Source organism: Mesorhizobium sp. RCAM 05099 (genome assembly GCF_059683685.1).
The window spans coordinates 390,698-413,652 of sequence record NZ_CM185035.1; the positions used below are offsets into that span (position 1 = coordinate 390,698).

The 22,955-nt window shown below is 63.7% G+C and carries 25 protein-coding genes and 2 pseudogenes; 17 read left to right on the plus strand and 10 right to left on the minus strand.

Annotated features, from left to right (window positions below):
* Positions 1-61 precede the first annotated feature (61 nt).
* From trpA to AC56QQ_RS01865, 3 genes and pseudogenes are all read right to left on the minus strand, one after another.
* Complete coding sequence (trpA, locus tag AC56QQ_RS01855; RefSeq protein ID WP_497125345.1) at positions 62-901, minus strand: tryptophan synthase subunit alpha; 840 nt, start codon at positions 899-901, stop codon at positions 62-64.
* Between the two features lie 2 nt (positions 902-903).
* Positions 904-2,155 (minus strand): annotated as a pseudogene (gene trpB, locus AC56QQ_RS01860) (tryptophan synthase subunit beta).
* 88 nt (positions 2,156-2,243) lie between these two features.
* Complete coding sequence (locus AC56QQ_RS01865; RefSeq protein WP_497129273.1) at positions 2,244-2,903, minus strand: phosphoribosylanthranilate isomerase; 660 nt, start codon at positions 2,901-2,903, stop codon at positions 2,244-2,246.
* Positions 2,904-3,014: 111 nt separating this feature from the next.
* On the opposite strand from AC56QQ_RS01865, the gene AC56QQ_RS01870 reads away from it, so the two are divergent.
* On the plus strand, positions 3,015-3,233 hold the full coding sequence (locus AC56QQ_RS01870; RefSeq protein WP_489858825.1) for a hypothetical protein: 219 nt from the start codon (positions 3,015-3,017) through the stop codon (positions 3,231-3,233).
* 15 nt (positions 3,234-3,248) lie between these two features.
* On the opposite strand, the gene AC56QQ_RS01875 is transcribed toward AC56QQ_RS01870, so the two are convergent.
* The 4 genes from AC56QQ_RS01875 to AC56QQ_RS01890 form a co-directional block, all read right to left on the minus strand.
* Positions 3,249-4,007, minus strand: coding sequence for a M48 family metallopeptidase (locus AC56QQ_RS01875; RefSeq protein WP_091584242.1), 759 nt, complete (start codon positions 4,005-4,007; stop codon positions 3,249-3,251).
* A gap of 100 nt (positions 4,008-4,107) precedes the next feature.
* The gene (locus AC56QQ_RS01880; RefSeq protein ID WP_091584243.1) at positions 4,108-4,590 is read right to left on the minus strand and encodes a DUF2852 domain-containing protein; all 483 of its coding nucleotides are present in this window, start codon (positions 4,588-4,590) and stop codon (positions 4,108-4,110) included.
* Positions 4,591-4,665: 75 nt separating this feature from the next.
* Positions 4,666-5,850, minus strand: a complete 1,185-nt coding sequence (locus AC56QQ_RS01885) for a benzoate/H(+) symporter BenE family transporter (protein WP_497125346.1) — start codon at positions 5,848-5,850, stop codon at positions 4,666-4,668.
* Positions 5,850-6,620 (minus strand): alpha/beta hydrolase, encoded by a 771-nt coding sequence (locus tag AC56QQ_RS01890; protein WP_497125347.1) that lies wholly within the window; start codon positions 6,618-6,620, stop codon positions 5,850-5,852. Before AC56QQ_RS01890 ends, AC56QQ_RS01885 begins: the two co-directional genes overlap by 1 nt.
* 220 nt (positions 6,621-6,840) lie before the next feature.
* On the opposite strand from AC56QQ_RS01890, the gene infC reads away from it, so the two are divergent.
* Positions 6,841-7,377 carry a translation initiation factor IF-3 gene (infC, locus tag AC56QQ_RS01895; protein WP_013528312.1) on the plus strand — a complete coding sequence of 179 codons (537 nt, stop codon included), beginning with the start codon at positions 6,841-6,843 and terminating at the stop codon, positions 7,375-7,377.
* Here infC and AC56QQ_RS01900 read toward each other — a convergent pair.
* Positions 7,374-7,505, minus strand: a complete 132-nt coding sequence (locus AC56QQ_RS01900; protein ID WP_489858822.1) for a hypothetical protein — start codon at positions 7,503-7,505, stop codon at positions 7,374-7,376. The two genes, infC and AC56QQ_RS01900, sit on opposite strands and share 4 nt — an antisense overlap.
* A gap of 70 nt (positions 7,506-7,575) precedes the next feature.
* On the opposite strand from AC56QQ_RS01900, the gene AC56QQ_RS01905 reads away from it, so the two are divergent.
* The 7 genes and pseudogenes from AC56QQ_RS01905 to AC56QQ_RS01935 all read left to right on the plus strand — a co-directional run bounded on the left by AC56QQ_RS01905 (position 7,576) and on the right by AC56QQ_RS01935 (position 13,807).
* Positions 7,576-8,202 carry a methyltransferase family protein gene (locus tag AC56QQ_RS01905; RefSeq protein ID WP_489858821.1) on the plus strand — a complete coding sequence of 209 codons (627 nt, stop codon included), beginning with the start codon at positions 7,576-7,578 and terminating at the stop codon, positions 8,200-8,202.
* A 203-nt stretch (positions 8,203-8,405) separates the two neighbouring features.
* Positions 8,406-8,609, plus strand: a complete 204-nt coding sequence (gene rpmI, locus AC56QQ_RS01910) for a 50S ribosomal protein L35 (protein WP_006201248.1) — start codon at positions 8,406-8,408, stop codon at positions 8,607-8,609.
* 93 nt (positions 8,610-8,702) lie between these two features.
* Positions 8,703-9,104: a 50S ribosomal protein L20 gene (rplT, locus tag AC56QQ_RS01915; RefSeq protein WP_006201247.1), complete on the plus strand. Its 402-nt coding sequence runs from the start codon at positions 8,703-8,705 to the stop codon at positions 9,102-9,104.
* 143 nt (positions 9,105-9,247) lie between these two features.
* Positions 9,248-10,344, plus strand: a pseudogene (gene pheS / locus AC56QQ_RS01920) (phenylalanine--tRNA ligase subunit alpha).
* Positions 10,341-10,763, plus strand: coding sequence for a GFA family protein (locus AC56QQ_RS01925; RefSeq protein WP_489858819.1), 423 nt, complete (start codon positions 10,341-10,343; stop codon positions 10,761-10,763). The pseudogene pheS and the gene AC56QQ_RS01925 overlap by 4 nt, the downstream one beginning before the upstream one ends.
* A complete protein-coding gene (gene pheT / locus AC56QQ_RS01930; RefSeq protein WP_497125348.1) occupies positions 10,760-13,168 on the plus strand; it encodes a phenylalanine--tRNA ligase subunit beta in 2,409 nt (802 codons plus the stop codon). Before AC56QQ_RS01925 ends, pheT begins: the two co-directional genes overlap by 4 nt.
* 39 nt (positions 13,169-13,207) lie before the next feature.
* The gene (locus tag AC56QQ_RS01935; RefSeq protein WP_497125349.1) at positions 13,208-13,807 is read left to right on the plus strand and encodes a nucleotidyltransferase family protein; all 600 of its coding nucleotides are present in this window, start codon (positions 13,208-13,210) and stop codon (positions 13,805-13,807) included.
* 85 nt (positions 13,808-13,892) lie between these two features.
* Here AC56QQ_RS01935 and AC56QQ_RS01940 read toward each other — a convergent pair whose 3' ends face one another.
* Entirely contained in the window at positions 13,893-14,888 is a 996-nt protein-coding gene (locus AC56QQ_RS01940) for an aldo/keto reductase (RefSeq protein WP_497125350.1), read from the minus strand.
* Between the two features lie 96 nt (positions 14,889-14,984).
* On the opposite strand from AC56QQ_RS01940, the gene AC56QQ_RS01945 reads away from it, so the two are divergent.
* The 8 genes from AC56QQ_RS01945 to dapA all read left to right on the plus strand — a co-directional run bounded on the left by AC56QQ_RS01945 (position 14,985) and on the right by dapA (position 22,208).
* Positions 14,985-15,875 carry a LysR family transcriptional regulator gene (locus AC56QQ_RS01945; protein WP_497125351.1) on the plus strand — a complete coding sequence of 297 codons (891 nt, stop codon included), beginning with the start codon at positions 14,985-14,987 and terminating at the stop codon, positions 15,873-15,875.
* Between the two features lie 73 nt (positions 15,876-15,948).
* Positions 15,949-16,521, plus strand: a complete 573-nt coding sequence (locus AC56QQ_RS01950; RefSeq protein WP_497125352.1) for a cytochrome b — start codon at positions 15,949-15,951, stop codon at positions 16,519-16,521.
* 67 nt (positions 16,522-16,588) lie between these two features.
* Positions 16,589-17,164: a YceI family protein gene (locus tag AC56QQ_RS01955; RefSeq protein ID WP_497125353.1), complete on the plus strand. Its 576-nt coding sequence runs from the start codon at positions 16,589-16,591 to the stop codon at positions 17,162-17,164.
* 285 nt (positions 17,165-17,449) lie between these two features.
* Positions 17,450-18,436 carry a Gfo/Idh/MocA family protein gene (locus AC56QQ_RS01960; protein ID WP_497125354.1) on the plus strand — a complete coding sequence of 329 codons (987 nt, stop codon included), beginning with the start codon at positions 17,450-17,452 and terminating at the stop codon, positions 18,434-18,436.
* Positions 18,437-18,503: 67 nt separating this feature from the next.
* A complete protein-coding gene (locus AC56QQ_RS01965; RefSeq protein WP_497125355.1) occupies positions 18,504-20,162 on the plus strand; it encodes an FAD-binding dehydrogenase in 1,659 nt (552 codons plus the stop codon).
* 202 nt (positions 20,163-20,364) lie between these two features.
* Positions 20,365-20,556 carry a hypothetical protein gene (locus tag AC56QQ_RS01970; protein WP_489858810.1) on the plus strand — a complete coding sequence of 64 codons (192 nt, stop codon included), beginning with the start codon at positions 20,365-20,367 and terminating at the stop codon, positions 20,554-20,556.
* A 20-nt stretch (positions 20,557-20,576) separates the two neighbouring features.
* Positions 20,577-20,798: a hypothetical protein gene (locus AC56QQ_RS01975; protein ID WP_489858809.1), complete on the plus strand. Its 222-nt coding sequence runs from the start codon at positions 20,577-20,579 to the stop codon at positions 20,796-20,798.
* A 495-nt stretch (positions 20,799-21,293) separates the two neighbouring features.
* The gene (dapA, locus tag AC56QQ_RS01980) at positions 21,294-22,208 is read left to right on the plus strand and encodes a 4-hydroxy-tetrahydrodipicolinate synthase (protein WP_497125356.1); all 915 of its coding nucleotides are present in this window, start codon (positions 21,294-21,296) and stop codon (positions 22,206-22,208) included.
* Here the strand turns inward: dapA and AC56QQ_RS01985 are convergent.
* A complete protein-coding gene (locus AC56QQ_RS01985; RefSeq protein WP_497125357.1) occupies positions 22,167-22,487 on the minus strand; it encodes a hypothetical protein in 321 nt (106 codons plus the stop codon). The genes dapA and AC56QQ_RS01985 overlap by 42 nt on opposite strands.
* Between the last annotated feature and the right edge of the window lie 468 nt (positions 22,488-22,955).

Below are 22,955 nucleotides of genomic sequence, written 5' to 3' on the forward strand. Positions count from 1 at the left end.
TGCATGTCGCCCAAAAGTGGGAACCGGTTTTGGGAAAACGACAAGACCTGAGGTAGGAAAACTATTCGGCGGCAGCAAGGCGGGCCGAGCGCACGCCCTGCGCAAGGCCGCTGACCAGCGTGGCGACGGCTTCGGCGGGGTCGGCGGTCTTCTCGCCCTTCGGCCCCAGCACATTGGCGACCGCATTGACGATCGCGGTGCCGACGACGACGCCATCGGCATTGGCGCCGATCACGTGCGCCTGCTCGGCGGTCTTGACGCCGAAACCGACGCAGACTGGCAGGTCGGTATGGCCCTTGATGCGCTTCACCGCCGCCGCCACCTTGCCGGTGTCGGCCAGCGCTGAGCCGGTGATGCCGGTCATCGAGACATAATAAACGAAGCCGGATGTGTTCTGGAGCACCTTGGGCAGACGCTTGTCGTCGGTGGTCGGCGTCGCCAGCCGGATGAAATTGATGCCGGCCTTCAGTGCCGGAATGCACAATTCCTCGTCCATCTCCGGCGGCAGGTCGACGACGATCAGCCCGTCAATGCCGCTGGCGATCGCGTCCTTGAGGAAACGGTCGACGCCGTAGATATAGATCGGGTTGTAGTAGCCCATCAGCACAATCGGCGTCTCATTGTCGCCGACGCGGAATTCCGACGCCATCTTCAGCGTCTTGACCAGCGTCTGGCCGCCTTTGAGCGCCCTCAAGCCCGCCGCCTGGATCGCTGGGCCGTCGGCCATCGGATCGGAGAACGGCATGCCGAGCTCGATGATGTCGGCACCCGCCGCCGGCAATGCCTTCATGATCGACAGCGAGGTGTCGTAGTCCGGGTCGCCGCCCATGAAATAGGTGACGAGCGCCGGGCGGCCCTCGGTCTTCAGCTTCGCCATGCGGCGGTCGATACGAGTGGCCATGATCAGATCTCCATGCCCAGCATGCTGGCAACCGTATGCACGTCCTTGTCGCCGCGGCCGGACAGGTTGACGATGACGATCTGGTCCTTGTCCATGGCCGGCACGATCTTCACCGCATGCGCGATGGCGTGCGCCGATTCCAGCGCCGGAATGATGCCTTCGACACGCGTCGTCAGCTTGAAGGCTTCCAGCGCCTCGTCGTCGAGGATCGGGACATATTCGACGCGGCCGCTGTCGCGCAGCCGAGGAATGCTCCGGGCCGACACCGGGGTAATCCAGGCCGGCCGAGATCGAATGGCCGTCCATGATCTGGCCGTCGGAATTCTGCAGGAGATAGGTGCGGTTGCCGTGCAGCACGCCGGGCTTTCCGGCATTCATCGAGGCGCAGTGCTCGATGCCGTCGAGGCCACGGCCACCGGCTTCGATGCCGATGATGCGAACCTCCTTGTCGTCGAGGAAGGGATGGAACATGCCGATGGCGTTCGAGCCGCCGCCGACACAGGCGATGATGGTGTCCGGCAACCGGCCTTCCTGTTCGAGGATCTGCGCGCGTGCCTCCGAACCGATCACCGACTGGAAGTCGCGCACCAGCTCCGGATAGGGGTGCGGGCCGGCGGCGGTGCCGATCAGATAATAGGTATCCTCGACATTCGTCACCCAGTCGCGCAGCGCCTCGTTCATGGCGTCCTTCAGCGTGCCGTGGCCGGCGGTCACCGGCCGCACTTCGGCGCCCAGCAGCTTCATGCGGAAGACGTTGGGACTCTGACGGGCGACGTCGGTGGCGCCCATGTAGACGACGCAGGGAAAGCCGAAGCGGGCGGCGACGGTGGCGGACGCCACGCCATGCTGGCCAGCACCCGTCTCGGCGATGATGCGCTTCTTGCCCATGCGCTTGGCCAGCAGGATCTGGCCAAGGCAGTTGTTGATCTTGTGCGAGCCGGTGTGGTTCAGGTCTTCGCGCTTGAAATAGACCTTGGCGCCGCCCCCGAGGCCCTTCGCCGAAGAAACCTCACGAAGATGTCTGGTCAGCCCCTCCGCGAAATAGAGCTTCGACGGCCGTCCGGCGTAGTGGGTCGAAAGATCCGTGAGTTCAGCCCTGAAATCCGGATCGTTCTTGACCTCGTTCCAGTTCCGCTCGAGATCGAGGATCAGCGGCATTAGCGTTTCGGCAACGAAACGACCGCCAAAAATGCCGAACATGCCCTGTTCGTCGGGTCCGGTGCGGAAGGAATTGGGTGTCGCCGGCTTGTCCATTGCCGATCTCCTGCATCTTGACTTGCGAGCCTGTCCTTGTCGGAAAACCGGTTCCCATTTTTCCGGGACATGCTCTGGTTTGAGCCGGTCAGGCGGCGCGATTGTCGCGTGCTGCCCTGACGGCCCGGAAGAACTGTTCGATCAGCGCCGGATCCTTGACGCCTGGCGCGCTTTCCACGCCTGAAGAAATGTCTATTCCGGGCGGGTTGGCAAGCCGAAGGGCATCGCCGATGTTGGCGGCGTTGAGCCCACCGGAAAGCATGTAATTGACGCCGGCGTCAAGGCCGGCGAGAATGCGCCAGTCGAAGGCGACGCCGTTGCCCCCCGGCAGTTCCGAGCCCTTCGGCGGCTTGGCGTCGAACAGGAACCGGTCGGCAACGCCGATGAACGGCTTTATCCGCTCCAGATCGGCAGCCTCGCTGAGGGGCAGCGCCTTCATCACGGGCAGGCCGTGGCGGGCCTTGACCTCGGCCACGCGCTCGGGCGTTTCCGAACCATGCAGCTGCAGCATGTCGGGTTGCATCTTTTCGACGATCTCATCAAGGAAGGCGTCGCTTGCATCAACGCTGACAGCAACCGCGATTGCCTTGCCGCGCGCCGCCTCGCGCAGACGGCCAGCCTCGGCCGGCTCGACGTAGCGCGGGCTTTTGGCAAAGAAAATGAAGCCGACATGGCTGGCGCCGCCGGCCACTGCCGCGGCCAATGCCTTGTCGGTCTTCAAGCCGCAGATCTTGATGTCAAGCGCCATGGCGCGGGATTGGCACGAAAAGCGATAAGAGTCGAGAAAAAGCATGCTGTTTGCTGGGGCGGCCAAAGGCGCTACCTATTCATGGACAGGACGCAAGGCGGGAGCAGAATCATGGCGGACAGAACGGTTGCCGAACTCAGGCAGAAAATCGCCCAGGCACGCGAGGTTATCGCCCATCTGGTGGACAAGGCCTCCTTCAACGGCACCGAGGCGCATCGGGCGCTCGACTATTTCGGTAGCGATGCCTTCGACAGCAAATTCCTGCCATGGCCGCGTCATGACGACGAGGGCCTGCGGCCCGAGGACCTCAACGCCGCCAACGACGATTGAATCGTCGCCCGTCACCTACTCGAACGCGATCGCTTGCAAGGCGCCGCCATTGCGCTTCAGCCAGGCCTTGCAGCGCTCGGTGTCCGGGCAAAGCTGTTCGCACAATTTCCAGAACTTCGGGCCGTGGTTCATCTCCTTGAGATGGGCCACCTCATGCGCGACGAGGTAATTTATGACCGGCGCCGGCGCCATCATGATGCGCCAGGAGAAGGACAGATTGCCGTCCGAGGTGCAGGAGCCCCAGCGGCTTGAGGTGTCCTTGAAGCGGATCGCCTTGGCGCGCTTGCCGAGCGCCTGCGTGTGCTTGACCACCAGCGCCTCGATCTCGCGCTTGGCTTCGCGCTTGAGGAAATCGGCGATGCGGCGCGGCAGGTGCACGCGCTCGCCATGCACGATCAGCAGCGGACCGCGCTCGTCGCGCGAGACGGTGACGGTGCCACGTTTCGAGGGCTCATGGACGATGCGGTGCGGCACGCCGCGCACAGGGACCTTGATGCCGGGCCGCACCTGCGGCCGGTTGGGCACCTTGGCCAGCCGCTGTTCCAGCCACTCCTGATGGCGGTCGAGGAATTTTTCCACCTCGCCCCGGCGCAGGCCCGGCGGCACTGTGATGCGCAGGCCACGGCCACCGGAATCGATGCGCAGTGTCAGCCGTCGGGCGCGATCGTTCTCGACAATCTTGAGCGGCAATGACCGGCCGGCAACGACATGCTCGCGCTCTTGGACAGGCGCGGGCTTGGGTTTTGTCAGGTTGCGGAAGAAGCCGAAAGACATGGCCGGACGATACGCGATTCGAGGAAAACGAATAGAACAAAAAAGAAACGGCGCCGCTCGCGCGACGCCGTTTTTTCACGATCTGGCCTGTCGCCTGGCCTTAGTCGTCAAGCAGGTTCGAGCCCTTGCCACGCTTGCTGGCCGTCGTCCCGGTGCTCGGGTCGGTCTTCGTCGGCGCCGTCGCCTTGTTGCGGTTCGCCATGAAGCGGTCGAACTCGTCCTGGTCCTTGGCGCGGCGCAGTTCGCGGGCGTACTCGTCGAACTGGGTCAGCATCTCGTCGAGCTTGCGGCGCTCTTCATTCAGGCGCTCAAGTTCCTTTTCGCGCCAGTCGTCGAAAGCGACGTTGCCGGTGCGGGCGGAGCCGTGACCCCAGCGAGCGGCCTTGTCGGAACCGCGGCGGCAGCCGGCGAAGATGCCGTCGGTCGCCCGGTTGACGTCACGCTTGAAGCCATCGAGGCGGTCGCCCCAGATGATGTAGGCGAGCATGGCGAAGCCGAGTGGCCAGAACACCATGAAGCCGATCACCATCAACGCGATGGTTGCCGGCGTCCAGGCCGGACGGATCAATGCGGATGTGTTCATTTTCTCCCATTCCTTCGGTTGGAGACAGCCAAACCCGGCTGCGTGGAATCGAAATGGGAAGAAGAAAACGGCGATTCAAGACAATGTCCGCCAAAACCGGACAAGAGGCTGAAATGATTGTCGCTTTTTGAATGCTTCGAGGAAAAGAACGGCCAGGCCCGCGACCAGCCCCCAGAATGCGGCGCCGACGCCGAACAGCGTCAGTCCCGACGCGGTGACGGCAAAGGTGACGGTGGCGGACATGCGTTCGCCTTCGTCCTTCAGGGCGATCGACAGGGCGTTGGCAAGCGGCGCCATCAGCGCCAGACCCGCCACCAGCACGATCAGGCTTTGCGGCAGGACGGCGAAGATCGCCACCAATGAAGCACCGAATATGGCAAAGATGATGTAGGCGAGCGCATAGAACGGGCCCGTCTTCCAGCGTTCGGCGGGATCGGGATGGACGTCCGGCCCGGTGCAGATCGCGGCCGAAATCGCGGCCAGGTTGGTGGTCGAGCCGCCAAACGGCGCCGACAGCAGCGAAAACAGGCCGGTGACGCCGATCAGCGGGCCGGGCTCCGGGTGATAGCCGGCGGCGCGCAGCACGGCGAGCCCGGAAAGGTTCTGCGAAGCCATGGTGACGAGGTAGAGCGGCAGCGCCAGGCCGATGATCGCGGCGGCGCTGAACTGCGGTGTGATCAGTGTCAGCGTCGACACTTCCGGTGTCGGCAAGCCACCGACGCGGCCTGTCAGGAAAGCGGCGAGGCCGCCGCCGATCAGCACCACCAGCACCGACACCGCCGGATTGAACAGCCTGATGACGAAGAAGGCTGCGATCAGCGGCAGGATCAGCCAGGGATCGGCGGGGATGGCTTTGACCGCGTTGATGGCGAAACTGACGAGGATGCCGGCCAGCATGCCCGATGCCACCGACGGCGGTATCCTGGCGATCAGCCGTGTCAGCGGTCCGAACAGGCCGGTGGCAATCAGGAGGATGCCGGTGACGATGAAGGCGCCGACGGCCTCGCCCATCGAGAAACCGCTCGACGCGGCGATCAGCGCCAGACCCGGCGTCGACCAGGCGGTGATGACCGGCATCTTCGTGCGCCAGGATAGCCACAGGCACTCGATCGCCATCGCCAGACAGATCGCCGTCACCCAACTCGCTGTCTCGATCTGCGTCGCGCCGACCGCCTTGGCGGCGGCGATGACGATGGCCAGCGTGCCGCCAAAGCCGACGATTGCCGCGACAAAGGCGGATACCGGAATGGAAACGCGCATCAGTTCTCCCTCCGCGCCATCGCGTCGACGGTCCGTACAAGCATGTCGAGATCCTGCGGCCGCGACAGCCGATGATCACCGTCGGGGATCAGCGACAATGTCACATCGTCCGCGGGCAACAGACTGACCAGCTTCAGCGCGTGGCTTGCCGGCACGTCCGCATCGGCCAGTCCCTGCAAGATGTGTACCGGGCAATGCGTGTCGATAGGGCCTGCCATGACCCGGTTGTCGCGCCCGTCCTCGATCAGCGCGCGTGTGTAGATGTAAGGCTCGCTGGAATAGTCCGACGGCTCCTCGAAGAAGCCTCTTGCGGCGAGATCGCGCTTCTGCGCCTCGGTCAACACCGGTTCGACCAGCTCGACGGTAAAATCCGGCGCCGGCGCCAGCAGCACCAGGCCGGCGACGTTGCTGTCGCCTGCCTTGCGCAGTTCCTGCACCATGCGCAGCGCGATCCAGGCCCCCATCGATGAGCCGACCAGGATCTGCTTGCCCCTGGTGAAGTGCCGGAAAACGGCAAGGCTTTGCGAAAGCCATTTTGAAATCGTCCCATCGGCAAAGGCGCCGCCAGATTCGCCATGGCCGGAATAGTCATGTCGCAGGAAGGCGCGGCCTTCTCTTGCCGCCCAGTCCGACAGCGTTTCGGCCTTCGTGCCCAGCATGTCCGACTTGTAGCCGCCGAGCCAGACGATGCCGGGCGTCATGCCAGCCGTGTGGCGCACCGCGATGCTCGATCCATCGACGTCCAGAAAGACAGGGGGCGTGGCAGTCATGGCTTTTTCCTCACGCCGGTCTTTTGGCACAGGGTCTTGTGGCACAGCCAGTGGCGTGGCGAAAAGTGCTCGCGATCCTTCTTTGTTTGGTGCAGGTCAGCGATCAGGTGATTTCCTGTCAATGCTGTGCTATTGACTCCGCCCGCGCGCTCACCACATTGGCGCGTTCACGCATCAAGACCTGCAAACCCTGAACGAAACGGCCAAGGAGACCACGACCATTCGCAGACCTTTCAAAGCAGCGGCGCCGACCAAGGATGGCCCGCGCTCAAACCGTGATATCCGGGTTCCCCGGGTCCAGCTGATCGACGCCGAAGGCCAGAACCGCGGTGATGTTTCCATCAACGACGCATTGCTGCTCGCCGAAGAGGCCGGGCTCGATCTGGTCGAGATATCGCCCAATGCGGTGCCCCCCGTCGTAAAGATCCTCGATCTCGGCAAGTTGAAATACGCCAACCAGAAGAAGGCGGCCGAGGCGCGCAAGAACCAGAAGGTCATCGAGATCAAGGAGATCAAGATGCGCCCGAACATCGACAGCCATGACTACGAGACCAAGATGAAGGCGGTTCGCCGCTTCTTCGAGGAAGGCGACAAGGTCAAGCTGACGCTGCGTTTCCGTGGCCGCGAGATGGCGCACATGGAACTCGGCATGCAACTTCTGAACAAGGTGCGCGAGGAAGTTGCGACCATCGCCAAGGTCGAGGCGGAACCGAAGCTTGAAGGCCGCCAGATGATGATGGTGCTGTCGCCTCGCTAGATCACGATGACGTCAGGCTCGTCATCGCGCTCCAAATCCGCCTGAATTGTGCTACAGGGCGTCCCGGCGATCGGCGGGACGCCTGTTTCTTGGCCAAAGCTGCGATCGCCGGTTCTGTTTTCATGCATGTCGTCCTCCCAAAACCGGGGCCACTTTCAGGCGACATGCATCAGGCTCTTCGACGATCGGATTCCTCCCTTGGACAATGAACTCAAGTACGGGCTGGGCAACTACCAGCAGATGCGCAGGCTGGTGCTTGCCGTGCTCGTGGTGGTGCTGTTCTTGGCGCTGCTGTTCGGCCAGTCGACCTTCCCGCCCGATACGCCGGTGCACGAGTCGATCGAGATGTTCGGCGTGCTGCTGATTTTCCTCGGCATTGTCGGGCGCCTTTGGGCGACGCTCTACATAGGCGGACGCAAGTCTTCCGAGGTGGTGACTGGTGGCCCCTACTCGATCACCCGCAACCCGCTCTACGTGTTCTCGACAGTGGCCGCGGCCGGCGTCGGCGCGCAGATTGGCTCGTTCTCCGGCATCATTCTGTTTGCTGTCCTGTGCGCGGGCGCCTTCCATATCGTCATCCTGCGCGAAGAGAAATTCCTCACGGAAGCGCTCGGCGCTCCATACCAGGCCTATCTGGCGAAGGTGCCGCGCTTCTTCCCGAAGCTTTCGCTCTACCAGGAGGGCGATACCGGCAGCTTCAAGCCGCGCCTGCTGTTGACCACGCTGCTCGACGGGTTGGTGTTCCTTGTCGCGCTGCCGGCTTTCGAACTGATCGACGGCGCCCAGCAGTCGGGCATGCTGCCGGTCTGGTTCACGCTACCCTGACGGGGACCAAGCGTCGCATCCCGACGTTCCGGGAACGCGCGGCGCAGGGGGTGTTGCACAGCCGCCTGCTTTGACGTATAGCACCGCGGTTCTGAAAAACCGCCCGGCAGGGCATGCCGTGGCGGTTTCATTTGCTTTTCGGGCTTTGGTCGGCCTGAAGCGAACAAAAGCGCGATAGTGCGCCCACGATACGGAGTAGCAAAATGCCCAAGATGAAGACCAAGTCCGCCGCCAAAAAGCGGTTCAAGATCACAGGTACGGGTAAAGTCCTGTCGGCTGCGGCCGGCAAGCGTCACGGCATGATCAAGCGTTCCAACAAGTTCATTCGAAATGCCCGCGGCACGATGGTTCTGGCTGAACCGGATGGCAAGAAGGTCATCAAGAATTTTCTGCCGAACGGCCTCTAGGGCATTCGGTCCGGACACGCATTAGTTTTACGCAATTCCGAACGGAAAACCGCTGAGCACTTTTCCTGGAATTGCTTTTAAGGAGATCATGACATGGCACGCGTAAAGAGAGGCGTCACCTCGCACGCCAAGCACAAGAAGGTCCTGAAAGCCGCGAAAGGCTTCTACGGCCGCCGCAAGAACACCATCCGCATCGCCAAGCAGGCGGTGGAAAAGTCGCTGCAGTACGCCTATCGCGACCGCAAGAACCGCAAGCGCTCGTTCCGCGCGCTGTGGATCCAGCGCATCAATGCCGCGACCCATGAGCACGGCCTGACCTACGGTCGCTTCATTGACGGCCTCAACAAGGCTGGCATCGAGATCGATCGCAAGATCCTGTCAGACATGGCCATCCATGAGCCGCAGGCTTTCGCCGCACTCGTGGCCAAGGCCAAGGTGGCGCTCGAATATCTGAAGAACACCACGCCGAACGCTTTTGAAAGCGCTGTCGCTTAAAGACCAGCGCTTCCCAAGCATTCGCAATTCTGATTTGGGGAACCCGCGCTGGCACGGCTGGCGCGGGTTTTTCCTTATGCCTGAATTCACCTTAAACGTGACTTTCACCTTAAGGCTGACTTTCCAACGTAGCGAGTTTGACCGTGAACGACGCAACCACTGGCCTTGATACGCTTGAAAACTCACTTCTGGCCGACATCGCGTCGGCCGCCGACGAGGCCGCAATTGAAGCCGTGCGGGTTTCGGCCCTTGGCAAGAAGGGATCGATTTCCGAAATGCTGAAGACGCTCGGCGCGATGACCGCCGAGGAACGCCGGTGAAGGGTCCGGCCATCAACGGCCTCAAGAATCGTGTCACCGAGGCACTCACCTCGCGCAGGGCCGAGCTGAAGGATGTGGCGATCACAGCCCGCCTTGCCGCCGAAAAGGTCGACGTGACGCTGCCGGTGCGGCAGTCGCCGGCCGAGCGCGGCCGCATCCATCCGATCAGCCAGGTCATCGACGAGATCGCGGCGATCTTCGGCGACCTCGGCTTCTCGATCGCCGAGGGGCCGGACATCGAGAGCGACCACTACAACTTCACCGCGCTGAACTTCCCCGAAGGCCATCCGGCGCGCGAGATGCACGACACCTTCTTCTTCCAGCCGGACGAGAAGGGCGAGCGCAAGCTGTTGCGCACCCACACTTCACCGGTGCAGATCCGCACCATGGAGACGCAGAAGCCGCCGATCCGCATCGTCATCCCGGGCAAGACCTACCGGCAGGATTCGGACGCCACCCACTCGCCGATGTTCCATCAGGTCGAGGGGCTGGTGATCGACAAGACGGCGAATGTCGCCAACATGAAGTGGGTGCTGGAAGAATTCTGCAAGGCCTTCTTCGAGGTGCCTCAGGTCAAGATGCGCTTCCGGCCCAGTTTCTTCCCGTTCACCGAGCCCAGCCTGGAGGTCGACATCCAGTGCGACCGCTCGCGGCCGGGCGAGGTGCGTTTCGGCGAAGGCTCCGACTGGATGGAGATCCTCGGCTGCGGCATGGTGCATCCCAATGTGCTACGCCATGGCGGGCTGGACCCGGACCAATATCAGGGCTTTGCCTGGGGCATGGGCATCGACCGCATCGCCATGCTGAAATACGGCATGCCGGACCTGCGTGCCTTCTTCGATGCCGATGTCCGCTGGCTGTCGCATTACGGTTTCAGGCCGCTCGACATGCCGACCTTGTTCGGCGGATTGAGCGCATGACAGCGCCCCACACCGGTGGCTGCCGCTGCGGCGCCGTGCGGTTCGAGGCTTCGGCCGAGCCGCACCACGTCAGCTATTGCCATTGCGGCGATTGCCGGCGGGCCAGCGGCGCGCCGGTATCGGCCTTTGTCGGCTTCCTGGTCGACCAGGTGGCGTTCACCGGCAAAGCGCTGAAGATGTACGAGAACGGGCCGGTGACGCGCTCGTTCTGCGGCGTCTGCGGCTCGCCGATCGCCTATGTCGACGAGCGGCTGGAGGACGACATCTACTTCATGCTCGGCGCCATGGACATGCCGGCCGATTTCAGGCCGACGCTGCATGCCTATGTCAGCGAGCAGCTTCCCTACCTGCATATGTCCGACGACTTGCCGAGACATCTGAAATCAAGCGTCAAAAGACCAGACGGAACAGTCCCATGAAATTCACCCTCTCCTGGCTCAAGGACCATCTCGAGACCGACGCCTCGCTCGACGAGATCGTCGAGCGGCTGACGTCGATCGGCCTCGAAGTCGAGCATGTCGACGACAAGTCGAGCCTGAAACCGTTCGTCATCGCCAAGGTGCTGACGGCGGTGCAGCATCCCGACGCCGACCGCTTGCGCGTGCTCACCGTCGATACAGGCGACGGCAAGCCGCCCGTCCAGGTCGTCTGCGGGGCGCCGAATGCCCGCGCCGGGCTGATCGGCGCCTTTGCCGCACCCGGCACCTATGTGCCCGGCATCGACGTGACGCTGACGGTCGGCAAGATCAGGGGCGTCGAAAGCCATGGCATGATGTGCTCCGAGCGCGAGCTGGAGCTTTCCGACGAGCATAGCGGCATCATCGACCTGCCGGCCGATGCCCCTGTCGGCACCAGCTTCGCTGCGTATGCGCATCTTGACGATCCCCTGATCGAGATCAACCTGACGCCGAACCGGCCGGATGCCACCAGCGTCTACGGCATCGCCAGGGATCTGGCGGCGAGCGGGCTTGGCCGCCTCGTTGGCGGTGCCATCATGCCTCATGCCGGCAGCGGCATGTGCCCGGTCAAGGTGACGATCGAGGCCCCGGAGCTCTGCCCGGGCTTCGCGCTCAGGCTGGTCAAGGGCGTCAAGAACGGCCCGTCGCCGAAATGGCTGCAGCAGCGGCTGATCGCAATTGGACTTCGGCCGATCAGCGCGCTGGTCGACATCACCAACTACGTCACCTTCGATCGGGGCCGCCCGCTGCATGTGTTCGATGCGAAGAAGGTTGCCGGCAATCTCGTCGTGCGCCGGGCGCGCGACGGCGAGAAGGTGCTGGCGCTCGACGGCCGCGAATACACGCTGACGCCGGAGATGTGCGTGATAGCCGATGACGACGGCGTCGAATCGATCGCCGGCATCATGGGCGGCGAGCATTCCGGCTGCGACGAGAACACCACAGACGTGCTGATCGAATCGGCGCTTTGGGACCCGATCGCCACGGCGCGTACCGGCCGCACGCTCGGCATTATCACCGATGCGCGCTACCGCTTCGAGCGCGGCGTCGACCCCGAATTCATGGTCCCCGGCGTGGAGCTGGCTACCAGGCTGGTGCTCGATTTCTGCGGCGGTACGCCGACAGAGATCGAAGTGGCCGGCTATGCCGGTCACAAGCCCATGATCGTTTCCTTCCCGCTGTCGGAAGTGAAGCGGCTGACCGGTATCGAGGTGACGAAGGCGGAAAGCCTCGACATCCTGTCGCGCCTCGGCTTCAAGCCCAAGGGCTCGGGCGATGTCGTCGATGTGGCGGTGCCGTCCTGGCGCCCCGATATCGACGGCAAGGCCGATCTGGTCGAGGAGGTAATGCGCATCCACGGCGTCGACAATATCTTGCCCCAGCCGCTCGGTTCGCATGACGCGGTCAATGCAAAGATCCTCACGACGCTGCAGGTCCGCACCCGCACGGCCAAGCGGGCGCTCGCCGTGCGCGGCATGATGGAGGCCGTCACCTGGTCGTTCATCCCGGCCAAGCATGCCGAACTGTTCGGTGGCGGCCAGACCGCGCTGAAGCTTGCCAACCCGATCGCCGCCGACATGTCCGACATGCGGCCGTCCCTGCTGCCGGGGCTGATCGCCGCCGCACAGCGCAATGCCGACAGGGGCATCGGCGACGTGGCGCTGTTCGAAGTATCCGGCACCTATGAGGGCGACGGCGCCGACCAGCAGCGGCGCGTGGCCGCCGGCGTTCGGCGTGGCACGGCAAAGCTCGACGGCTCCGGCCGCAATTGGGCCGGCAATTCCGGTCCGGTCGGCGTGTTCGACGCCAAGGCGGATGCGATCGCGGCGCTCGAAGCCTGCGGCGCGCCGGTCGAGCGGCTGCAGATCGAGGCGGGTGGACCGGGCTGGTACCATCCCGGTCGTTCCGGCACGATCAAGCTCGGGCCAAAGACCGTGCTCGGCACCTTCGGCGAGTTCCACCCGAAGACGCTGGAAGGACTCGATGTCTCCGGGCCGCTCTGCGGTTTCGAAGTGTTCGTCGATGCCGTGCCCGAGCCGAAAGCCAAGCCGACGAAAACCAAGCCGAAGCTGGAGCTGTCCGCCTTCCAGGCGGTGAAGCGTGATTTCGCCTTCGTCGTCGACAAGTCGGTCGAGGCTGGCACGCTGGTGCGCGCCGCATTGGCCGCCGACAAGAAGCTGATAACAGCCGTTTCGGTCTTCGATGTTTTCGAAGGTGCGTCGCTCGGCGAGGGCAAGAAGTCGATCGCCATCGAAGTGTCGATCCAACCGGTCGAGAGGACGCTGACCGACGAGGATTTCGAGGCGCTGGCCAAACGCATCGTCGAGAATGTCGGCAAGCAGACCGGTGGCGTTCTGCGCGGCTAGAGGCTTGCGGGCAGATGGCGAATCGCCCTCCAAAGGGCGATGGACCATCTGCGCTATTCGGGCCTGCCGTTCGCGGCACAACGCGCTGCGTTTCTCGACATCGTGTCGCAGGAGCCGCTGATCCGTGAGGCGCTGGCGCGAGCACGCAGCCTTGCTTTACCCGACTGGCTGATCGTGTCAGGCGCGCTTTACAACAGCGTCTGGAACCATCTGACGGGGAAGCCGTCGGGTTACGGCATCAAGGATGTCGACCTGTTCTATTTCGACGAGAGCGACCTGTCCTATGAGGCCGAGGACAGTGCGATCGCGCGGGCCGCTTCGGTCTTCACCGGCCCGCCACCAGTCGAGGTGCGCAACCAGGCCCGGGTGCATCTGTGGTATCCTATCAAGTTCGGACGATCCTGCCCACGCTACTCAAGTTCCAGCGAATCCGTCCGCTACTTCGCCTCGAAAACCCATGCGGTGGGCGTTCGATACGACGATGACGGGCAGCTTGAGCTGGTGGCGCCGTTCGGGCTCGACGATATCTTCTCGTTTCGCATCACGCCGAACCGGGTGATGGACAATCAGCAGACGCATGAGGCGAAGGGAGCCCGTGCGCAGGCCAATTGGCCGGAGATCACGGTAGTGCCTTGGTGACATACAGAAGATCTCCTCTGCACCGTGCGGCGCATAAAAAGGGGCGCCGAAGCGCCCCTGTGTGATCACGCAAATCTGCCAACGCTCAGCCATTCACCAGCGCCAGCAACTCCTCGGTGTAGCGCTTGCCAACCACCTTGTCGGGCGACAGCGCATCACCGATAGCCGCCACCTCGGCCTGGCTCAGCTCGATCCCCGCCGCCGCCGTGTTCTGCTCGAGATGGCGGATCTTTCGCGCGCCGGGGATCGGCACGATGAAATCGCCCTGATGCAGCACCCAGGCCAGGGCCAGCTGCGCCGAGGTCACGCCCTTCTCGGTCGCCATCTTTTCCAGCGCGGCGATAACCTTGGCATTGGCCGCCATGGCGTCGGCCTGGAAACGCGGCTGACCGCGGCGCCAGTCGTCGTCGCCCAAAGCCTCGGGTTTGGCGATCGTGCCGGTCAACAGGCCACGGCCGAGTGGACTATACGGAACGAAGCCTATGCCGAGTTCGCGGCAGACGGCGAACACTTCGTCTTCGGGGTCGCGGGTCCAAAGCGAGTATTCGCTTTGCACCGCGGATATCGGATGCACGGCATGCGCCCGGCGGATGGTTGCGGCGCTCGCCTCCGACAGGCCGAGTGCGCGCACCTTGCCCTCGCGCACCAGCTCGGCCATGGCGCCGACCGTATCCTCGATCGGCACGTTCGGGTCGACGCGGTGCTGGTAGTAGAGGTCGATCACATCGGTGCCGAGCCGCTTCAGCGACGCCTCGGCGACGGCCTTGACGTGCTCGGGACGGCTGTCGACGCCGGCCATACGCTCGGTGCCGGTGCCTTCCTCCAGAATCTTGAAGCCGAACTTGGTGGCGATCGTCACCTTGTCGCGCACCGACTTCAGTGCCTTGCCGAGCAGGATCTCGTTCTCGTAAGGGCCGTAGACTTCCGCCGTGTCGAAGAAGTTGACGCCGATCTCGACGGCGCGGTGCAGTGTGGCGATCGCCTCGGCTTCCGGCTGGCCGCCATAAACGAAGCTCATGCCCATGCAGCCGAGGCCGACCGGGTAGACGTTCAGTTCAGTTCCTAGCTTGCGGGTTTGCATCACGCGTCTCCTTGTTGTGATGCCCAGGAGATAGCGCCTTGCCTTGTGTTCGATAATCGTCTCTCATTTGTACAGGCTGTTCTAGAAAATAGATCAATGAACCGAGCTCATCTGTCCCAGCTTGCGTTACTGGCAACCGTTGCCCAGTGCGGCAGTTTTCGCGGCGCGGCCAGGGAACTGGCCATCGCGCCGTCGGCGGTCAGCCACGCGGTGTCCAGCCTGGAAGCGCGGCTTGGCGTCCGTCTTCTGTCACGCAGCACGCGCAGCGTCGCGCCCACCGAAGAGGGCGCGCAACTGCTGGAGCGCCTGCGGCCGGCGCTGTCGGAGATAGATCTGGCGCTGGAGACAGCGATCGAGGCGCGCGACCGGCCGGCCGGCAATCTCAGGCTGACCGTGCCACGCACCGCAGCCCACCTAGCGCTGACGCCGCGGCTCGGTGCCTTTGCCGCGGCCTATCCCGACATTGTGCTGGAGATCATCATCGAGGATCGATTCACCGATGTTGTCGAAGGCGGTTTCGACGCCGGCGTGCGGCTCGGCGAAAGCTTGCAGCGCGACATGATCGCTGTGCGCATCGGGCCCAATCTGCGTGGCGCTGTCGTCGGCGCGCCGTCCTATTTCGCGACCATGCCCGAACCATCGCATCCGCACGATCTGGCCAGCCACCGCTGTATCCGCTTTCGTTTTTCCAGCGGCATTCTCTATCGTTGGGAATTCGAGAAGGACGGCGAGGAGATCGAGTTTGCCGCGCAAGGGCCACTGATCCTCGACGAGGATCACCTCATCGCCAGGGCGGCGATCGACGGCGCCGGCCTGGCCTTCGTATTCGAGGACTATGTTCGCGATGCAATCGCCGACGGCCGGCTTATCCGCGTGCTGGAGGACTGGTGCCCGTCCTTCGACGGTTTCTTCGTCTACTATCCAATCCGCCGCCAGATGCGGCCGGCGCTGCGTGCCTTTGTTGATTTCTTCAAGGTGAGTGGATGAGCGCGCCACCCTCTCCACAAGGGGGCGGGTAAGTGCGCCGGAAGAAAGCCCACCCGGCATTCGTTCACGCCCCATGCCTGCATCGATCACAAACAGCACGACCCGCTACGGCTGGGGCACAATCCTTCTCCACTGGCTGATTGCGCTGATCTTCATCGGCCAGTTCGCGCTCGGCTTCATCATGGTGCGACTCAGCAGCCAGCGCACCGCCTTCGAATTGATCCAGCTGCACAAATCCTTCGGCTTTCTGCTGCTCGGGCTGGTGATACTGCGCATCGCCTGGCGGTCTGGCAATGCGGCGCCGGCGCTGCCGCGCTCGGTTGGAACCTTGGAGCGCCGGGCCGCGCCGCTCGCCCACCTCGCGCTCTATGCTTTTCAAATCGCTCTGCCCTTGTCCGGCTGGGCTCTGGTCTCCGTGTCGATGCTGGAAATCCCCAGCATGCCGTTCAATCTTTTCGTCATGCCGAACCTGCCATTGACCGAATCGGACGCCGCGGAAAGCTTCTGGGCCGCGGCGCACTGGTATCTCGCCTATGCCGGCATCGCCCTGGTCGTTCTGCATGTCGCGGCCGCGCTGCGTCATCATTTCCGGCTCAGGGACAATGTGCTCACCCGCATGATCACACCTTCGTCAGGTGGGGAATAGAACGGGCGTTTCGTTCGTTCCTGGGGCGAGGACGCGAAAAGCGTTTCCTCCAAAAAGGAATACTCCCATGTTTGCGCGCATCCTTGGATTTGCGGCGGTTGCCGCTTGCATTGCCATGCCTGTCTTCGCGGCCGTCGCGCTCGGCGACGCCGCCGGCAGCTACTCGATCAGTCCGGCCAGCTCCAGCATCCGATTTTCCATCGGCAAGGTAGGTGGCGGCGGCCTCAATGGCGGCTTCGCCCGCTTCAAGGGCTCGATCCGCATCGACGACAGCGATGTCGCTCGCTCGCAGGTCAACTTCACCATCTTTCCCGAAAGCGTCGGCACCGGCCAGGGTTGCATCGACGCCTTCCTGCGCTCCGACGCGGTGTTCGACGCCGCCAACAGCCCGGAAATCCGGTTCCGCTCCACCGGCGTGACCCGCACCAGCGACACCACGGCGCTGGTCACCGGCCGGCTTACGGCACGCGGCAAGACTTTTCCGGAAAAATTCACCGCGGAGCTGGGCGGTCTCAAGGCCGGCACGATCAAATTCCACGTCACCGGCAAGGTGCTCAGGTCGCGCTATGGCATGGATGTCGGCACACCGCTCTATTCGAACATCGTCGACTTCGACATGACGCTGATCGGCAAGCGAGGCTGAACGCGGCCTGCCTCCTCGCCCCTGCAAAGCGGGGGAGAGGTGGCTCGGGCGAAGCCCGAGACGGAGAGGGGGATGCCGCTGGTGACGCAGAGCCCTTCAACAACACACGCGCCTAAGGGCGCTCGAGCCGGCAAGCCCGGGCACTTTACGAAGGCCCCTCTCCGTCCCGGCTTCGCCCGGGCCACCTCTCCCCCACTTCGTGGGGCGAGGAACCAGCACTGCGCATTGGCTTTTCCACCGATTTCGGGCAAACCTCGTCGCCTGTAATCGACATGGAGAAGCGTGATGTTCCGATGGGGTGTTTTGTCGACGGCCAAGATCGGCCGCGAGCATTTGTTGCCGGCGATGGTCGAGGCCGAGAATGGCGTGCTGGCGGCGATCGCCAGCCGCGACCTGTCGAAGGCCAAGGCGCTGGCCGAGCGCTTCGGTGCGCGCCATGCCTTCGGCTCCTATGAGGACCTACTCGCCTCAAACGAGGTCGACGGCGTCTATATCCCGCTGCCGACGTCGCAGCATGTCGAATGGACGGCGAAGGCTATTCAAGCCGGCAAGCACGTGCTGGTCGAAAAGCCGCTGGCGCTCGACGCCAAGGACATCGCGCCGCTGATCAAACTTCGCGACGCCAGCAAAGTGCTGGTCTGCGAAGCCTTCATGGTCATCTACCACCCGCAATGGATCAAGGTGCGCGACCTCATCGCCAGCGGCGCCATAGGCCGGTTGCGGCATGTGCAGGGTGCGTTCTCCTACTACAATGTCGACCCCAACAACATGCGCAACCAGCTCGATCTCGGCGGCGGCGCGCTGCCCGACATCGGCGTGTACCCGACCGTGTCGACGCGCTTTTCCACCGGCAAGGAGCCGCTGCGCGTCCAGGCGACGATCGAGCGCGACAAAAAATTCGGCACCGACATCTACTCCTCGATCCGCGCCGATTTTGGCGACTTCGAACTGTCCTTCTACCTGTCGACGCAGATGGCGGCGCGCCAGGTCATGGTGTTCCATGGCGAGAAGGGTTTCATCGAGGTGTTCTCGCCGTTCAATGCCGGGCTCTACGACCATCATCGCGTCGAGCTGCACAACCAGAACCACACCGAGGCGCAGGTGTTCCGCTTCCCCGGCACGCAGCAATACCGTCTGGAGGTCGAGACCTTCGTGCGGGCGGCGCAGGGCGGCAAGGAGCGCGTCTTCACGCTGGAGGAGTCCGTGCTCAACCAGAAGGTCATCGACGCCATCTTCCGCGCCGGCGGCAAGGATGGCTGGGAGGCCGTCTAACTCTTTGTTCTGACGCAATTCCGGACGCTTTCGCGGAATTGCTTTAGCCGGCTACCTGGGAGGGGAAATGGCGGACGATGCGGACGTGATCATTGTCGGCGGCGGCCTTGCCGGGCTGGTTGCCGCCGCCGAGCTGGCCGAGGCCGGCAAGAAAATCGTCATCGTCGACCAGGAGCCGGAGCAGTCTCTGGGCGGCCAGGCGTTCTGGTCTTTCGGCGGCCTTTTCCTCGTCGATTCGCCCGAGCAGCGGCGCATGCGCATCCGCGATTCGCATGACCTGGCGCTCGAGGACTGGCTGGGCACCGCAGCCTTCGACCGGCCCGAGGATTTCTGGCCGCGCAAATGGGCCGAGGCCTATGTCGGCTTTGCCGCCGGCGAGAAGCGCTCCTGGCTCATGCAACGCGGCCTGAAGTTCTTCCCGGTGGTCGGCTGGGCCGAGCGCGGTGGCGGCAATGCCATCGGCCACGGCAATTCGGTGCCGCGCTTCCACATCACCTGGGGCACCGGCCCCGGCGTGCTCGAACCTTTTGTCCTGCGCGTGCGCGAGGCGCAGAAGCGCGGATTGATAGACTTCAGGTTCCGTCACCGGGTTAATGAACTGACGCGGACGGGCGCGACGATAACCGGTGTGCGCGGCGATATCCTGCAGCCGAGCACTGTCGAGCGCGGCCACAAGAGCGCGCGCGAGATATCAGGCGATTTCGAGCTGCATGCGCAAGCGGTGATCGTTGCCTCCGGCGGTATTGGCGGCAACCATCAGCTTGTTCGGGAAAACTGGCCGCAGCGGTTGGGCGTGGCACCGAAGCGCATGATCACCGGCGTGCCCGACCATGTCGACGGCCGCATGCTGGCGATCGCCGAACAGGCAGGCGGCTCGATCATCAACCGCGACCGCATGTGGCACTATGTCGAGGGCATCAAGAACTGGGCGCCGATCTGGACCGACCACGCGATCCGCATCCTGCCCGGCCCGTCATCACTGTGGCTCGATGCGCGCGGCAAGCGCCTGCCGGTCCCGCTCTATCCCGGCTTCGACACGCTGGGCACGCTCAGCCACATCATGGCGACCGGCTTCGACTATTCCTGGTTCATCCTGACCAGGAAGATCATCCAGAAGGAGTTCGCGCTGTCGGGTTCCGAACAGAACCCCGACCTGACCGGCAAGAGTTGGCGCCAGGTGCTCGGCCGCGCCACGTCGGGCATTCCGGGGCCGGTGAAGGCGTTCATGGAGAAGGGCGAGGACTTTATCGTCGAGGCCGACCTGCCAACGCTGGTCGCCCGTATGAACGCGCTGGCCGGCGGCGAGCCGCTGCTCGAACTTGCCCAGGTCGAGCGCGAAATCCGCGCCCGCGACCGGCAGCTCGACAATCCGTTCTCCAAGGACATGCAGATCACCGCTCTGCGTGGTGCGCGCGCCTATCTCGGCGACCGGCTGATCCGCACCGCCAGGCCGCACAAGATGCTCGATCCGGCAAATGGCCCGCTGATAGCGGTCCGCCTCAACATCCTGACCCGCAAGACGCTGGGCGGCCTGCAGACGGATCTCGACAGCCGCGTGCTGGGCGCCGATGGTCAGCCGGTCGCCGGGCTCTACGCCGTTGGCGAGGCCGCCGGTTTCGGCGGTGGCGGCGTGCATGGCTACGCGGCGCTCGAAGGCACGTTCCTCGGCGGCTGCATCTTTTCCGGCCGCAGCGCTGGCCGGGCAGCGGCCGCCTCGGTGGCGTGAAACGACGCCATCGCGGCCTGATTTTCCGGCCTGGGTTCCACATACGCCCGGGCGATAAACATATGACTTTTTTATATTTTTCCGTTTTGAGCCGCCTCGAATACAAATGCGGATGCTTTTATCTTTCTGAGTGCAGCCGGTCCTGAGCCGCTGCAGGCAGTCGCCACCTGGTGGCGACAGTTCAGAAAGAAGGAAGTCTCCGATGTTCCTCTCAGACGGGCTCTATCTGCCCACCCATCGTCCGCTGCCGGCGTCGCAGGTCGAACGTATCCGGCTCGCGGCCAACAGCAATCGCCGGCCGGCCAGACTTGTCGCGCCATTCACACCGACATGGTGGCTGCTGGTCGTCGGCGCCTTGCTGGCCGCCGCCGCGATTGCCGCCCAGCTTTCCTGATCGCAAGGCAGGAGGTGATCATGCAAGGCTCCCACATTTCCCCTGACGGAAACGCCCTTCACCGCTTCGTCGTTGGACGCGACGGCGAAGGCCATTGGATCGCGCGCGACGAAGAAGGCCAGACCGGCGGCGTTTTTGCCGACAGGAGCTCCGCCGTGCGTTTCGCCACGATGGAAAGCGGCCATCGCGCCGGGGCGATACGCTTCGCCCCGGCAGGCGTCCGGTTGTCCCTGTTCAACTGATCCGCGCTTGGTTCCGAACCGACCGGACCGATCTGGCCATGGACAATTCCAACAACATTGCAGGGCCTAACAGCGCCAACCTCACCGGATTGCTTGATCGCCTGCCGCATGTCGGCAGGTTGCTCGAACACCAGCTGGGGGAAGCCGCGCGCGGTCTGTCGCTCGACAGATCATCCCGACAAGGCCGCCGGTTCACCCATCTGGTCGAGGCCGGCGCCACGCTCGACGCCGTCCTCCTGCTCGCCGCCTTGTCGAGGCCGGAGCGTGCGGTGTCGTCCATCAGCAGGAGCGGGGAGCGTTGGCTCTGCCGCATTCAAGCCACGCCCGCAGGGACGCCGTCCCAGGCTGGAAAATTCGAAGCGGACCATACGGATATGGCCGCCGCCGTGCTGTCGGCCCTGCTTCTGTCGCACCTCGAACAGGCAGCGCAGCCAAGAAATCACCCAGGAGAATCCCATGGTATCAGAACAAGCACGATTACGCCTGACCGGAGCGATGACCGCGCTGGTGACGCCGTTCACCGACGGCGAGGTCGATCTGAAGCAACTGACCACGCTCGTGCGTTGGCAGATCGAACAAGGGATCAACGGGCTGGTCCCGTGCGGCACCACAGGTGAATCCCCTACCTTGTCGTGGGAGGAGCGCCTCGACATCATCGCGCTCTGCGTGAAAATTGCCGGCGGCAGGGTGCCGATCATCGCCGGCACCGGCACGAACAGCACCGAGACCACGATTGCCTTTTCGACAGCCGCCGAAGCTTTCGGCGCCGACGCCGCCCTCATCGTGACGCCCTACTACAACAGGCCGAGCCAGGAGGGTATTTTTCGCCACTTCGAAGCTGTCGCCAGCAAGGTCAGGATACCGATCATCGTCTACAATGTGCCGGGGCGAACCGGTGTCGACCTGTCGCTGGAGACGATCGAGCACCTGGCGCAGATTCCAGCCATCGTCGGCATCAAGGATGCCACCGGTGATGTGAACCGGCTATCCTCGCTTCCTGCTGTGCTGAGGCGCCGCTTTATCTGCCTGTCGGGCCACGACGCGACGTCGTTCGGCTTCAACACGATGGGCGGGCGTGGCACCATCTCCGTGGTCTCCAACGTCGCGCCGCGACTGTGTGTCGAGATGCATGATGCCTGCAGGCAAGGCGATCATCACACCGCGCGGGCCATCCATCATCGCTTGCGGCCACTGATCGCCGCACTTGAGCTGGAGAGCAATCCGGTGCCGGTCAAACACGCGTTGAGCCTGGCGCTGGGGCTGAGCCCGGACGTCCGACTGCCATTGACCGCCGTCCGTCCTGAAACCGAAACCGCGATCCGTGAGGCTATGCTGGCCTTGGGGGGAAGCATCTCTGGTGTCGCTCCATCAAGACCGGTGCTGGCCTCGCCCGCGCCGTGGCGGCTTTGACGGAGGCGCTTTGCCATCGACGGCATAGACCAATCCCGGCTGGACGATCCATTCGCCGGTGCGGAGCGCTTCGACATCGAAGCGCCCGCTGCGGTCGCGCGGTGCGACGCCGACAAAATGATAACGCCGTCCACGCGCATCGACGACCGTGTCAGCGATCGGGTGGCCGGCGAGTCGGCCGATGATTGCTCCCTGCTCCCTCAGGTTTGCCAGGATGAAATACTCCGTCGGCACCCTGCGGCTTTCCCTTGAGGTCAGCCAGACTGAATTTAATCTCATGTTCGTTCGAAGCCAGATTGTCGTTCCGGCCGCCAGCCAAGCGGCGGCCGGAATTACATAGTCGCTGGCCGCATAGGAATTCGAGAGCAGGTTTTGGCCTGAATTATATATGCCGCATATGTCCGGCTGTGTTCTCGAACAGGGATCCAGCCGCGCGGGGGGCGTGGCTCGATGCCGTCGGACGAGGGCGTCGTGCCGGTTCGCCGCGACAATCGGGATGTGGGCGCTCCAGTCTGCCTGGTCTGTGGTCGCCATCCCCGCCAATGGTGTTCGCGGCACGGGCGGTCGCGATAATCATCCGTGTCGACACATGCGCCGAGGATGAAGCGCCAACGCGCCTCCGAGCCTGGTCATGTCTGCGATTTCCTTGCTGTCGGTCACCGCGGGTTGGTCTGCCCGCTCTGCATCGCGCCTCCGCCTATGCCAGCGCCGCAGGCGGTGCCTCGCGTCACTTCGGTGTCCGTATGC